The sequence below is a fragment of the Rhodococcus sp. MTM3W5.2 genome, from assembly GCF_001984015.1.
Lineage (GTDB): Bacteria > Actinomycetota > Actinomycetes > Mycobacteriales > Mycobacteriaceae > Rhodococcus_G > Rhodococcus_G oryzae.
The window spans coordinates 1,075,837-1,089,317 of record NZ_CP019572.1 but is presented as its reverse complement, the minus strand read 5'-3'; the positions used below and the strand labels follow the sequence as shown (position 1 = coordinate 1,089,317).

The following is a 13,481-nucleotide window of genomic DNA, read 5'->3' as shown; positions in this document are numbered from 1 at the left end:
GCACCGAGTGCCACCGCGCGCATGTCGTGACGATCGAAGCCCCTAGCCTGCCGATGCCTCGCTCGCGCTGCGCCTAACCCGCGTCGCTTCGCTCGCACGCAGGTCCTTGCGGAGGATCTTGCCCGCCGCCGACTTCGGCACCGCGTCGATGAACTCAACGATGCGGACCTTCTTGTGGGGCGAGACCCGCTCGGCCACGAACGCGATGACCTCGTCCCCGGAGAGCTCGGCATCGGGCTGACGGACGACGAACGCCTTCGGGACCTCCTCGCCCTCACCGTCGAGCACGCCGATCACCGCCGCGTCGGCGATCTGCGGGTGGGTGAGCAGCAGCGCCTCCAACTCGGCGGGCGGCACCTGATAGCCCTTGTACTTGATCAGCTCCTTGAGCCGATCGACGATGTACACGACGCCCTCCGCATCGACGGTGGCGATGTCACCGGTGTGCAGGTAGCCGTCCGCGTCGAGGGTCTCGGCGGTCGCGGCGTCGTTGCCGAGGTAGCCGACCATCACGTTCGGACCCTTCACCCACAGCTCGCCCGGCGCGCTGACGCCCGTGGTCGGGAGGTCGACCTCCTCGCCGGTGGCCGGGTCGACGAGCTTGTTCTCGGTGTTCGCGATCGGCTTGCCGACCGAGCTGAGCGGGACGTGGTCGTCCTCGAGCGCGATCGCGTGGCTGACGGGGCTCAGCTCGCTCATGCCATAGCCCTGGCGGACGCGGCAGTTCAGCCGGTTCGCCACGGCCTTGCCCAGCTCCTCGTCGAGCGGCGCCGCACCGGAGAAGATGGTGTGCACGGACGAGAGGTCGTACTGGTCGACGAGCGGGTGCTTGGCCAGCGCGACCGCCACAGGCGGCGCAACGAAGATGTAGGTGCACTTGCGCTCGGAGGCGTTGCGCAGGAACTCGACGAGGTCGAACTTCGGCATCGTGACCAGGGTCGCGCGCTCGTACAGGGCCGCGTTGAGCAGCACGGTGAGCCCGTAGATGTGGAAGAAGGGCAGCACGGCCAGGATCCGGTCGTCGGCGCTGATGCCCATCCGCGGATGGATCTGGCAGACGTTCGCCACCAGATTCCTGTGGGTCAGCATCACACCCTTGGGGCGGCCGGTGGTGCCCGACGAGTACGGCAGCACCGCGAGGTGGGTGGCCGGGTCGAAGCTGACCTCGGGGCAGGGGCGCCCTGGGTCAGCAGGTCCCGCAGCGACGGGTGCCCCTCGGCGCCGTCGAGCACGATGACCCGGTCGGCGGGGATGCCGACCTGCTCGGCGGCCGCCCGCGCCTGCGGCAGCAGCGGCGACACGGTGAAGAGGAAGGTCGCCTTGGAGTCGGTGAGCTGCTTGGCGATGTCCTCGGCGTTGTAGAGGGCGTTGATCGTGGTTGCGGTGCCGCCCGCACGCAGGATGCCGTGCAACACGGACGCGAACGCCGGGACGTTCGGCGAATGCAGCGCGGCGACGTCGCCGACGGCCAGGCCGCGTGCCGCCAGCGCGCCCGCGACGGCGTCGACCTGACCGATGAGCGCGCGGTAGGTGGTCTCCGCGCCCGAGCCGCCGTCGATGAGCGCGGGCCGGTCCAGGTCGGCGTCCGAGACCTGACCGAACAGGAAGTCGTAGACGCTCAGGTTCGGGATCTCGACGTCGGGATAGGGGCTCTTGAAGCTCACGGGGGCCTCTCCTCGAGTGGTGCGGCGACAGGGTTGACGAACCAGATAACTGTGACAGATAGAAATAGTTATCACACCTGTGACAGCCGTCACAGGATCGCCGAACCCTACCCCGACCCGCGGCGCCCCGTCTCAGTCGGTGCCGGCCGCTCTGACCTGGTCAGCGGACATCAGGTGCGCGAACGGCTGCAGGTTCACGAGCGACTCACCGCGCGAGACCCGCCAGTCCCACTCCCGCCGAATCGACGTGGCGAAACCGAGCTCGAGCAGGGTGTTGAAGTCGTCGTCCGCGGCCTCGAGCACCTGACCGAGCACCCGGTCCAGTTCCGACCCGGTGACGGCGTGAGTGGAGATCTGCCCGAGCAGGTAGATGTCGCCGATCTTGTCGATCGTGTAGCTCACCCCGTACAGCCTGCGGTTGCGACGGAGCAGGAACCGGTAGACACCCTCGAAGTTCTCGTCTGGCTTGCGGCAGACGAAGGCCTCGACCCGGACGCCGTGCGCGCCGACGGTGAGCAGGCAGGTGGTCTTGAGCTTGCGCTCGCCGGGCAGTTCGACGACGAACTGACCCTCGCCCTTGCGGGTGTACTCGAGCTCCCGCTCGGCCAGTTCGGCGTCGATGAGCTTCGCGATGTCGGTCACGCCCGCACTCCCCCATTCGGCGCAGCTTCCACAGTCCGCGGCCGCGGCGCGGCGCGTGTTCGGGCAGCCTGCGGTAGCTGGCGTTCGCCCGCTTGTAGCTCTGGAGCAGCCCGTCGGCGGTGTGCTCCCAGGAAAAGTCCTCCGCGTGCAGCGGCGCGCGGCGCGCCATCTCGGCCAGCCGGCCGGGATCCGCGAGCAGCGAATGCAGGGCATCGGCCCAGTCGTCGGTGCGGTGACCGGGCACCAACAGCCCGGTCTCTCCTGACCGCACGGCGACCCCCAGTCCCCCGACATCGGCCGCGACGACCGGTGTCCCGCAGGCCTGCGCCTCGATCGCGACCAGTCCGAAGGACTCCGAATAGCTCGGCACCGCAACCAGATCCGCCGCGCGGTACACCTGCGCGAGCCGCTCGGGCGGCTGCGGCGGCAGGAAGGTGACCCTGGCGGTGATGCCAAGCGAGGCGGCCAGGTCGATCAGCGAATCGGGCCGGTCCAGCCCGGTGCCCGAGGGCCCGCCGACGACCACGATCCGCAGCGGCAGCGCCGGCTCGCGCTCGATCAGGGCGGCCGCGGCGCGCAGCAGCACGTCCGGCGCCTTGAGCGGCTGGATCCGGCCGACGAAGGTCACGATCAGTTCGTTCGGGTTCAGCCCCAGCTCGGCCCGCGCCGCCGCGCGATCACCCGGCCGGTACCGGGACAGGTCCGCGCCGGGGGCAACCACGTCGATCTTGCCTGCGTCCGCGCCGTAGATGTCGATCAGCTGCCTGGACTCGTCCGCGGTGTTGGTGATCAGGCGGTCGGCCTCGGCCACCACCTGCTGCTCGCCGATCTGGCGCGCGGCAGGCTCCGGGACGTCCCCGTCCGCCAGTGCGGCGTTCTTGACCGCGGCGAGGGTGTGCGCGGTGTGCACCAGCGGGACGCCCCAGCGGTCGCGGGCCAGCCAGCCGACCTGGCCGGAGAGCCAGTAGTGCGAGTGCACCAGGTCGTAGTGCCCCGGCTCGTGGTGCGCCTCCTCGCGCAGCACCCCGGCCGCGAACGCGCACAGCTGGGTGGGCAGGTCGTGCTTGTCGAGACCCTCGAACGGGCCCGCGACGACGTTGCGGACCAGCACCCCCGGCGCGGCCTCGACCACCGGCGCGTCCGCGGAGGAGGTGGCCCTGGTGAAGATCTCCACCTCCACCCCTCGGCGGGCGAGCTGCAGCGCCGTCTGGAGCACGTACACGTTCATGCCGCCCGCGTCACCGGTCCCCGGCTGCGCCAATGGAGAGGTGTGGACCGAGAGAACGGCCACCCTCCGCAACCGATGATTCTGCGCTGGGGTCACGGCTCCATCTTGCCCTGTGGCAATCACGCGCGGCGAAGCCGACCTGAGGACGTCGGCGGCGACCCGGCCGACAGCACCCTCGGTCGCGCCCCCTTGCCGCGTCACAGCCCGTCGACGAACTCGCTGACCTCGGCGACGAAGCGTTGTGGGTCCTCGACGAACGGCCCGTGGTCGCAGCCTTCCCAGTACGACGCGGTGGCGGCCGGGATCAGCTCGGCCGCATGCCGGGCGGCGGACACGTCGACGACGGTGTCCGCGGTGCCGTGCAGGATCAGCGCGGGGACGGTGAGTCCCGCGAGCAGCTCGTCGTGGCCGACCGCGCGGTTGAACAGCGCCGCGCGCACCCGAGGCGGCGTCGAGAGGCTGGCCCCGAACAGCGCCTGCGAGGCGACGCCCTTGCCCTCGGCAGGGCCGGTGAGGGCGGTGCCGAAGCTGCCGAGCGCGCGGATCGACTCGCTCGGGTCCTCGGACATCGCGGCCGGGATGGCCGCGCGCATCGACGATCCGACGCGGCCGCCCCTCTGCCCGGGCCCGATGCTGGTGATGGCGCCGACCAGCACGATCGCGTCCACAACGGTCTCGCCGAACTCGGCGAGGTAGTCGCAGATCACCAGGCCGCCGTAGGACCAGCCCAGCAGCACCGCACCGGACTCGATGCGCTCGGCGGCGAGCACCGCCTCGACGTCCGACGCCCAGATCTTCGGGTCGTCGTATCCGTCGGCGGGCGCACCGGAGTAGCCGTGTCCGCGCAGGTCGACGGCGATCACGCGGTACTTGGCTGACAGCGCGTCGAGCACGCCGTCGCCCCAGCACCGCAGCGACTGCGCCCAACCGTGCAGCAGCACCAGCGGACGCGCGGCGGCGTCACCCTCGACGCGGTAGACGATGGACGTGCCGTCGACGCTGACGGTTTCCCGGATAGCCATGCCGGCCATTCTGCGCCCCCGGCACCCACGGGTTCGAAGCGCATACTCAGTACATGTGCCGCCTGTTCGGGATGACCAGCGCACCGTCACGGGTCACGGCCACGTTCTGGCTGCTCGACGCCGCGGACAGTCTGGCCGTGCAGAGCCGACGCGATCCCGACGGCACCGGCCTCGGCACCTTCACCGCGGCCGGCGAACCGCTCGTGGAGAAGCAACCGCTGCCCGCCTACGCGGACGCGAGCTTCGCGACGGAGGCGAGGGAACGCCGATCCGAGACCTTCGTCGCCCACATCCGGCACGCCTCCACCGGCGGGCTCGCGATGGTCAACACCCACCCCTTCAGCATGAGCGGGCGCATCTTCGCGCACAACGGCGTGATCGAGGACCTGCCCCGGTTGGACGAGGAGCTCGGGTCGTACCGGTCGGCGGTCGCGGGCGAGACCGACTCCGAGCGCTTCTTCGCGTTGATCACCAAGCACATCGACGGCCACGGCGGCGACGTCACCGCGGGCATCACCGAGGCCGCCCGCTGGGTCGCCGAGCACCTGCCGATCTTCGCCGTCAACATCCTGCTGACCACCCCGACGGAGCTGTGGGCGCTGCGCTACCCCGACACCCACCAGCTCCTGGTGCTCAGCCGCGCGCCGGACACCGGCCGCCACCTCGAGCACGCCAGCCCGGCGGGCACCGTCCGGGTCCGGTCCGGCGAATTGGCCTCGGCGCCCGCGGTGGTGGTTGCCAGCGAGCGGATGGACGAGAACCCCGCGTGGCGGCCGCTCGCGTCCGGAGAACTGCTGCACGTCGATGCGGAGCTCAACATCGACAGCACCGTGATCCTCGACCGCCCGCCCGCGCACCCGCTCACGCTGGCCGACCTCGGCGCCACCGCCGCCGCGTCGCAGGCGAGCCGCTGAGCCCATGCAAGATGCACCGCTACACGCCACAAATCGGGCACCGCATTCCCAGCCGCTAACAATGCACAAAGAAGCCCGCCAGCGCAGGAGACCACCGCCGTCATGCCCGGCAGTTGGCCTGCGGCTCATCGCATTCGAAGTCCTCACGGGCCACTACAGCGCAACACCAGTAACATGCCCGTCATGGCATTCGGACATGGCTACTACCCCAGCCCGACAGAGCAGACGGTTTTCAACGATTGACATTGTCCGGGTTTCGCCAGTTCGGCCTCGTTGATATTGATTTGAATCAGCAACTAACAGTGCTTACTGGCGCCAACGGCGCCGGGAAGACCACGATACTCAACATTCTGGGCAACCACTTCAGCTGGCACAGTCAATTCCTTGCCGCGCCAACAAAGTGGGGACATGGTGAATCGTCCTATTCTCCAGACATCCATAATCTCGATGCCATCTACTTGGAAGCGATTCTCGAATCGACTGACACCGACCGCGTCGAGATACTCAGAGAAATGCTTTACCAGCGCCAAAGCTACCCAAACCAGCCCGGACGGCCACCCGAAGTAACCGTAGGAGCACTTTCCTACCGCGACAATGGCCCCGTCTCAAAGATCAACGTACCCGAGAACAGCCATTCTATCCAGTACAGCCTTACAATCGATCCCCAGAAGCACGTAGATGGAATCTATCTGTCGTCTCATCGCAGCCCTGGCTCATATCAACAGATATCAACAATACCCGCGACATTTGCACAGACAGAACAGATCTTTCAAGAATACGTCGGTGAGATAAGGTCTGCAGTACTAGGGCACCGAAGCGACAAGTCAGCAATGCTACGAATGAAGGAAGCACTACTCGCTGCCGCAATCTACGGCGAAGGAAACTCGTCAGTGATTCCAGACGACAATGCGCGCGCCGTCTGGATGGGGTTTCAAGATGTCCTACATCTATTGCTACCTAAGAGCCTGCGCTTTAAACGACTTGTTGCGGAGCCGCCCGAAATTGTTGTTGAAACCGAGACGGGCCGATTTGCAATCGATTCGATCTCCGGGGGAATTAGTGCACTGTTCGAACTATCATGGCAGATTTATCTTCGATCGCACGGCTCCGCACAGTTCACAGTGTGCTTTGATGAGCCCGAAAACCACCTTCATCCATCCCTCCAGCGAACCCTGATACCCAGCCTTATGCAGGCGTTTCCGAACGTCAGCTTTATTGTCGCAACACACAGTCCGTTCATCGTGACGGCCGCCAAAGAAGCCAAGGTTTACGTACTGAGATACAACGACGACAACATGGTGGAATCGGCCGAACTAGACTTCACAAACAAAGCACAGTCGGCCGAACGCACACTAGTTGAGGTGCTCGGACTTGAGAGCACCACACCCATCTGGGCAGAAGACCGTTTCAACAGCATCATGCGACGATTTCTGGCAACTCCACCCACCGGACAATCAGTTCGGCGACTCAAGGCAGAACTGGAAAATGAAGGACTGGGGGAAGAACTACCAATCGCGCTCGAACTGTTTCTTGAGCCAAAGGGCAAAGACCAGTAATGCGTAAGCTTGACAAACTAGCCAAGCCGGCAGTTCTAAACAGCAAGGCACAGGAATGGACAGATGAGTACGTCCGACTCGCTGCAGCCGGCGAAAAGAATTTACCCTCTCGTTGGCGACACAAACAAATCAAAGAAGGGGTCGCCGAGGAAACAACCGACCGATGCGCTTATTGCGACTCCGAGATGAAGGCCATTCACTCCGGCCACGTCGAGCATATAGATCCGCGATCGATTTTCCCCGAGAAGGTCGTTGCATGGGACAACCTCACATTAGCTTGCGAACAGTGCAACCTCAGCAAAAAAGATTACTACTCCGAACTGGTACCGTTACTGAATCCATTTATTGATCACCCCGAAGATCACCTCGTCTTTTTTGGCGATCTCGTCATGGCGAAGCCAGGTTCCGATCGCGGCCTCATTTCGGTACAAAAGCTAAAGCTCTACAGAAATGATCTGATTACCCAGCGTCGACGACGAATCGAAACCGTCATGAGCTATATTGAGCGATGGACAAATGCCGAGGGCCAAGATGTGAAGAGTGTTTTATTGGAGATTATTCACGAGGACTTCCATTCCGGACCGTATAAGAACTCAGTCAAGAGTCTCCTAGTTCAACTGGCGGTGCCTATTTAGCAGGACTAGCTTGGCGCACCGCATCGGTAGTTCCACACTTGAGTGCGCCTAATACCTCTCCCAGCGCCATACCTCTCCCAGCGCCGCGACGATCTCCGCCGCCGTGGCGTGCACCGCGCCGATCCGTCCGGCCTCCTCGAGGTGCCGGTCGTCGACGCCCGAGATCGCGTCGGCCGCGATGAGCACCCGGAGGTCTCGCTCGCTCGCGTCGACGATGGTGGCCCGCGGGCAGTTCGGATAGTTGCAGCCCGCCACCACCACGGTGTCGACGCCGCGCTCGCGCAGGTGCGACTCGAGCTCCGTCCGGTGGAACGCGCTCCAGCGCGGCTTGAACAGCACGACCTCGGTCGGCGTGACCTGCTGCAGCCCGCCGCGCAGGAGCAGGTCCGGGTCGAGGTCCGGGGCGCCGAACTCGGGACGATCTGCGACCCGACGGTGCCCGGGCTCGCCATCCGTGCGCCCGCGGCGATGGCGGACCGTCGGACCAGGTCGACGTCGTCGCCCGCGTAGAGCCGCACGATGTGCACGATCGGGCGCCCCGCGGCCCGGTAGGCCTCGAGCAGGCGCGCGATCGCGGGCAGCACCTGCGTGGTGCCGGGGACCGGACTCGATCCGCCGTCGACGAAGTCACGTTGGGTATCGACCACGAGCAGGGCGGAGGCGGTTCAGATGCGGGGCGATCCAGGGGTCGAGTCGCTCCTCGAGAGTGCTCACTGCATCACCGTATCGCCACCTCGACGGTGGGCCGCGGGTCTAGCATCGAGCCATGAAGCTTGACGAGCTGCTGGCAACCATGCCGTTCGCGGTGAAGTCGGGAATCGAGCTGGTCTCGGCGACCCCTGGCGAGGTCGTAGGCCGACTGGCGTGGAGCGAGGACCTCACCACCGCGGACCACATCATGCACGGCGGGGCGCTGACCACCCTCGCGGACAGCGTCGGCGCCGTGTCCGCGTTCCTCAACATCCCGTCGGGCGCCGCGCGGGTCACGACGGCCTCGAACGCTGTGTACGCGCGGCAGGTACGCCGCGGCGTCGTCACCGCCGCGGCCCGCCCGCTGCACGTCGGCCGCAAGACGATCCTGGTCTCGATCGACCTCACCGACGACGACGGCAGGCTGGTCTCACAGGTCACCCAGTCGCACGCCGTCGTGGGCGACTCCGGTTTCTGAGCCCCAACCCGCCCATTGACGGGGTCGGTCCCGGCTACCGTTGGGCGATGTCGCGCTTGCTCGACGCCTACCGCGCCACCGGGGCCGACCTGCCGTTCGGCGATCCCCTGGCCGCCCACGGCGTCGCCATGGAGGGCTACTTCTGGCGGTTCACCCAGCCGGAGTCGGGCCGGGTCGTGATCGCGCTGTGCGGGATCAACCGGGCCGCCGACGGGAGCTGGGCCACCCTGGGCCTGGCCGCACACCCGGGCGGTTTCCTGCGGACCGCCGCGCATCCGGTCGCGGCCGCCGACCCCCACCGGCTCGGCGCCGCCGCCGGGGACGCGTTCCGCGGCGAACCCGACCGGCTACGGGTGGACCTCGGTCCCGACGCCAGGCTCGACGTGCGGATCACACATCCGAGGCCGTGGCCACGACGGGTCCTCGGCGGTTCGAGTGTCTTCCAGACGATCCCGGCGCTCAACCAGTACTGGCACCCCTGGCTGCTCGGCGGGCGCGCAGAGGGAACCGCGGTGCTCGGCGGCGAGGAGTGGGACCTCACCGGGGCCCAGGTGTACGCCGAGAAGAACTGGGGCAGGGGCGGATTCCCTGATTCCTGGTGGTGGGGCCAGGCACAGGGCTTCACCGAGCCGCAAGTGTGCGTCGCCTTCGCGGGCGGCCAGGTCAGCGCCGGACCGCTCCGCACCGAGGTGACCGCCGTCGTGGTCCTGCTGCCGGACGGACGGTTGCTGCGCCTCGGCGATCCGGCGATCTCCCCCGTCCGCGCCCAGGTGACCGACGAGCACTGGACGCTCCGCGGCCGGAGCCCGCGCTGGAGCGTGGACATCGAGGGTCACGGGACGCTCGGCGACGCCCACGTCCTACCCGTTCCGCTGCCCGCCGAGCGGCGCAACGTCCCCGGCGCGCTGGAACACCTGGGTGCGCGGATGTCGGTGACGGTCCGCCGGGGGCACCGGACGGTTTGGTCCGGCGAGTCGGCCGTGGCGGCGCTGGAACACGGCGGGCTGGCGCGCGCCAGGGCCGAGGCGGACCGGCGCGGCGCCGCGCCGGAGGCCACCGACGCGCCACCGTGCGCCCGGTAACCGGCGATCGCGCGACTCAGCTGGCTGCCGACAGCGCCCGCACCGGTCGCGGGTCGGACGCCGTCCGGTCTGCTCGGCGGCGACGCTGCTCCACCGGGTCCGGGACCGGCACCGCGCCGAGCAGCCCGCGGGTGTAGTCCTGCTGAGGGTCGCCGAACACGCTTGCCGTGGAGCCGATCTCGACCAGTTCACCACCACGGAGCACGGCGACCCTGTCCGCCACCCGGTTCACGACAGCGAGGTCGTGGCTGATGAACAGGCAGGCGAACCGGAACTCCTCGCGCAGGTCCGCGAACAGGTCGAGAATCTCCGACTGCACGGACACGTCGAGGGCGCTGGTCGGCTCGTCCGCGACCAGCAACCGCGGCGCCAGCACCAGGGCCCTCGCGAGCGCAACCCGCTGTCGCTGCCCGCCGGACAGTTCGGCAGGCCGCCGGTCCGCAAACGAGCGCGGCAGTCGCACCGCTTCGAGCAGATCGCCCACCCGGGCGCGCAGCAGTGCGCCGGACGCCGCTCGATGCACGACCAGCGGCTCCGCCACGGAATCCCCGATGCTCCGGCGTGGGTCCAGCGATGCCGCCGGGTCCTGGTGCACCAGCGCCATCCCCTTTCGCAGGCCACGAAGGTCCCTGCGGGACACCGTGCCGAGATCCGTCCCGTCGAACACGACCGCCCCCGTGGTGGCCCGCACCACTCCCAGCGCCGCGCGCCCCAGGGTCGTCTTGCCAGAGCCCGACTCGCCGACCAGGCCCAGCACCTCACCCGCGCCGACCTCGAACCCCACACCGCGCAGCGCGTGGAACTCCTTGTTGCCCAGCCTCGCCGGGTACACCACGTCCAGGTCGCGCACCACCAGGACCGGCTCGGCGGGCACAGGGCCGACCGGGCCCGCGGTGTCCCCGAGCCGCGGCACCGCCGCGAGCAGCTGCGTCGTGTACTTCTCCCGCGGCGCCGAGAACAGCTCGTGCACACCGCTCTCCTCGATCAGTTCGCCGCGGCGCATCACCGCCACCCGGTCCGCGATGTCGGCGACCACCCCCATGTTGTGGGTGATGAGCAGGATCGCCGCACCCCGCTCGGTCCGCAGGCCGCGCAGCAGGTCGAGGATCTCCGCCTGCACCGTCACGTCCAGCGCGGTCGTCGGCTCGTCCGCGATCAGGAGGTCCGGGTCCCCGGACAGCGCAAGGGCGATCACGACCCGCTGCTTCTGACCGCCGGACAGCTGGTGCGGATACCAGTCCATGCGCCGTTCCGGATCCGGGATCTCCACCAGGCGAAGCAGTTCGATGGCCCGTGCCCTGGCCTCCGCCCGGCCGACCTTCCCGTGCGCCCGCAGGGCCTGCGCGATCTGCCAGCCCACCTTCTGCACCGGGTTCAGCGCGGTCTGCGGTTCCTGGAACACCATGGCCGCCCTTGTCCCGCGCAGCCGGACGAGCGTGTCCTCCCCTGCCCCGACCACCTGGGCGCCGCCGAGCTGGATCGACCCGCTCGCCTCGGCATTGTCGGGCAGCAGCCCGAGCACCGCCTTCGCGGTCATGGACTTTCCGGAACCGGATTCACCGACCAGGGCGAGGATCTCACCGCGGCCGACGGTCAGGTTCAGCCTGTCCACCACCGGGTCACCCGTCGCGCCGAAACGGATACTCAGGTCCTCGATTACGAGGATCGGGTCTGTCTGGGTCATCGTCTACTCCTGAGATGTCGTGGCGTGTCAGGCCCGACGCGCGGATCCGAGCGCCTGGGCGATGAGCAGGAACCCGAGCACCAGCGCCGCCACCACCACCAGTGGGCCGATGGCGAAAGCCGGGTTGGCGTCGAGATTGGGCACGGAGTCGGCGATGATCGACCCGAGCGAGGGTTCAGGTGGCCGAACGCCTATGCCGACGAAGCTCATCGCGGACTCCACGAACACCGCCACCGACATGGACAGCGCCAGCTGCACGGCCAGCGGCTCCAGCGCGTTCGGCAGCACGTGCGTGCGCAGCACCCACCACCGACCGGCCCCGATGACCTCCGCCGACTCGACGTACGGCAACTCCCGGATCCGCAGCACCTGGGTGCGGATCATCCGTCCGAAGATCGGGATCTCTACGACCACGATCACTGCGATCACCGTCACCGCGCCGGGTCCCACGATCGCGGCGAGCGCGATCGCCAGGATCAGCGCGGGAAAGGCGAGTACCACGTCGAAGGCACGCTGGGCGATCACGTCCGTCACCGGGTGCAAGCTCGACGCCAGACCCAGCAGCGCGCCGACCAGCGCCCCGATCGGCACCGCGATCACGATGATCTCGAGGTTGATCCGGATGCCGTGCAGCACCCGGGAGTAGACGTCCCGATTCACCTGATCGGTGCCGAACCAGTGCTCGGCGCCGGGGCCGAGGAGGTTCGCCCCGGCGATCTGCTCGTTCGGCCCGAAGGGTGCGATCCAGTGGGCCAGCAGTCCCGCCGCCGCCACCGCAACCACCAGCACCAGGCCGAGCAGTCCTTGTCCGTGGATCAGCGCGGCCAACGCGGGGTGTCTGTGCTCGGGCGCCGGCTCGGGCAGTGACCGGTCGGCGACCGCCGGGTCCTCGATGGGGGTGACGCTCATGAGGTTCCCCCGATCCGGATCCGCGGATCCAGGTAGGCGTGCACGACGTCGGTGACCAGCTGGACGAGCACGAACACCGAGACCGAGAGCAGCAGCAGCACCTGGACCACCGGGTAGTCGCGGCGGCTGATGCCCTGTTCGATGAGCTGCCCGATCCCTGGCCAGGCGAAGATCGCCTCGACCAGCACAGCACCACCGAGCAACTGCCCGGTCTGCAGACCCAGCGCGGTCACCATGGTGGGGAGTGCGTTGCGCAGTGCGCTGCGGGTGACGAGATTCCACCGCGAGACGCCGAGCGCCCGTGCGGTCAGCACGTACGGCTGACCGAGCTCGGTGCGAAGCGACTCGGTGAGGAACCGGGTCAGGGCGGCGGCCACCGGCAGGGCCAGGCACACCGCGGGCAGCAGCAGGTACTGCACCGAGATGTCGGGCCTGACCCAGAACCCCTGCGGCGGAACCCCACCCGAGGGGAGCACAGGAACGAGCACCGCGAACACCAGGACCAACAGCACGCCGCTGACGAAGGGCGGCAGCGCAACGGCGAGGGTGTTGAACCCGGCGACCGCGCTGGTCAGCCAGCGCTTCGGCCAGACAACGGCCGCGACGCTGAGGATCAGGCTGACCAGCACCGCGAGCACCAGCGCGGTCACGGCGAGCACGACGGTGTTGACCAGACCGGAGAGGACCAGATCGGAGATCTGGCCACCGATCACGTACGACCTGCCCAGGTCGAAGGTCAGCACCGAGCCGATCCAGGACACGTACTGAGCCGGGATCGACCGGTCCAATCCGAGCGAATGCCTGATCGCGGCAATGGATTCCGCGGAGGCATCCGGCCCGGCCAGGCTGCTCGCCGGATCGCCGGGGACCAGCCGCAGCACGAAGAAGATCAGCAGTGAGGCCAGCAGCAGCACCGCAACGGCCGACGGCAGCCGGCGCGCGAGGTATCGCATCATGATGCGGGCTCCTCTCGGTCG

At 68.0% G+C, this 13,481-nt stretch carries 10 protein-coding genes and 3 pseudogenes; 5 read left to right on the top strand and 8 right to left on the bottom strand.

The annotated features are described in order from the left end of the window. Window positions 1-42 precede the first annotated feature (42 nt). From BTZ20_RS05195 to BTZ20_RS05180, 4 genes and pseudogenes are all read right to left on the bottom strand, one after another. Window positions 43-1,664: pseudogene (locus BTZ20_RS05195) on the bottom strand (AMP-binding protein). A gap of 132 nt (window positions 1,665-1,796) precedes the next feature. Then, entirely contained in the window at window positions 1,797-2,306 is a 510-nt protein-coding gene (locus tag BTZ20_RS05190) for a YbjN domain-containing protein (RefSeq protein ID WP_077040635.1), read from the bottom strand. Next, window positions 2,303-3,654, bottom strand: a pseudogene (gene mshA / locus BTZ20_RS05185) (D-inositol-3-phosphate glycosyltransferase). The gene BTZ20_RS05190 and the pseudogene mshA overlap by 4 nt, the downstream one beginning before the upstream one ends. A gap of 77 nt (window positions 3,655-3,731) precedes the next feature. Then, window positions 3,732-4,556 (bottom strand): alpha/beta fold hydrolase, encoded by an 825-nt coding sequence (locus tag BTZ20_RS05180; RefSeq protein WP_077043497.1) that lies wholly within the window; start codon window positions 4,554-4,556, stop codon window positions 3,732-3,734. A 53-nt stretch (window positions 4,557-4,609) separates the two neighbouring features. On the opposite strand from BTZ20_RS05180, the gene BTZ20_RS05175 reads away from it, so the two are divergent. The 3 genes from BTZ20_RS05175 to BTZ20_RS05165 all read left to right on the top strand — a co-directional run bounded on the left by BTZ20_RS05175 (window position 4,610) and on the right by BTZ20_RS05165 (window position 7,661). Then, the gene (locus tag BTZ20_RS05175) at window positions 4,610-5,470 is read left to right on the top strand and encodes a class II glutamine amidotransferase (protein WP_077040634.1); all 861 of its coding nucleotides are present in this window, start codon (window positions 4,610-4,612) and stop codon (window positions 5,468-5,470) included. Window positions 5,471-5,715: 245 nt separating this feature from the next. Then, on the top strand, window positions 5,716-7,026 hold the full coding sequence (locus tag BTZ20_RS05170) for an AAA family ATPase (RefSeq protein ID WP_189636596.1): 1,311 nt from the start codon (window positions 5,716-5,718) through the stop codon (window positions 7,024-7,026). After that, complete coding sequence (locus BTZ20_RS05165) at window positions 7,026-7,661, top strand: HNH endonuclease (RefSeq protein WP_083742531.1); 636 nt, start codon at window positions 7,026-7,028, stop codon at window positions 7,659-7,661. The genes BTZ20_RS05170 and BTZ20_RS05165 overlap by 1 nt, the downstream gene beginning before the upstream one ends. A 48-nt stretch (window positions 7,662-7,709) precedes the next feature. Here BTZ20_RS05165 and BTZ20_RS29680 read toward each other — a convergent pair. After that, window positions 7,710-8,314: pseudogene (locus BTZ20_RS29680) on the bottom strand (cysteine hydrolase family protein). A 113-nt stretch (window positions 8,315-8,427) separates the two neighbouring features. On the opposite strand from BTZ20_RS29680, the gene BTZ20_RS05155 reads away from it, so the two are divergent. Both BTZ20_RS05155 and BTZ20_RS05150 read left to right on the top strand, forming a co-directional pair. After that, window positions 8,428-8,829, top strand: coding sequence for a PaaI family thioesterase (locus BTZ20_RS05155; RefSeq protein ID WP_077040631.1), 402 nt, complete (start codon window positions 8,428-8,430; stop codon window positions 8,827-8,829). A gap of 47 nt (window positions 8,830-8,876) precedes the next feature. Next, window positions 8,877-9,911 carry a tocopherol cyclase family protein gene (locus tag BTZ20_RS05150; protein ID WP_077040630.1) on the top strand — a complete coding sequence of 345 codons (1,035 nt, stop codon included), beginning with the start codon at window positions 8,877-8,879 and terminating at the stop codon, window positions 9,909-9,911. A 16-nt stretch (window positions 9,912-9,927) separates the two neighbouring features. Here the strand turns inward: BTZ20_RS05150 and BTZ20_RS05145 are convergent, their stop codons facing one another. The 3 genes from BTZ20_RS05145 to BTZ20_RS05135 are packed head-to-tail and all read right to left on the bottom strand — an operon-like array spanning window position 9,928 to window position 13,460. Then, window positions 9,928-11,595 (bottom strand): dipeptide ABC transporter ATP-binding protein, encoded by a 1,668-nt coding sequence (locus BTZ20_RS05145; RefSeq protein ID WP_077040629.1) that lies wholly within the window; start codon window positions 11,593-11,595, stop codon window positions 9,928-9,930. Between the two features lie 27 nt (window positions 11,596-11,622). Further along, window positions 11,623-12,504 carry an ABC transporter permease gene (locus tag BTZ20_RS05140; protein WP_077040628.1) on the bottom strand — a complete coding sequence of 294 codons (882 nt, stop codon included), beginning with the start codon at window positions 12,502-12,504 and terminating at the stop codon, window positions 11,623-11,625. Beyond that, a complete protein-coding gene (locus tag BTZ20_RS05135; RefSeq protein ID WP_077040627.1) occupies window positions 12,501-13,460 on the bottom strand; it encodes an ABC transporter permease in 960 nt (319 codons plus the stop codon). The genes BTZ20_RS05140 and BTZ20_RS05135 overlap by 4 nt, the downstream gene beginning before the upstream one ends. Window positions 13,461-13,481 lie beyond the last annotated feature (21 nt).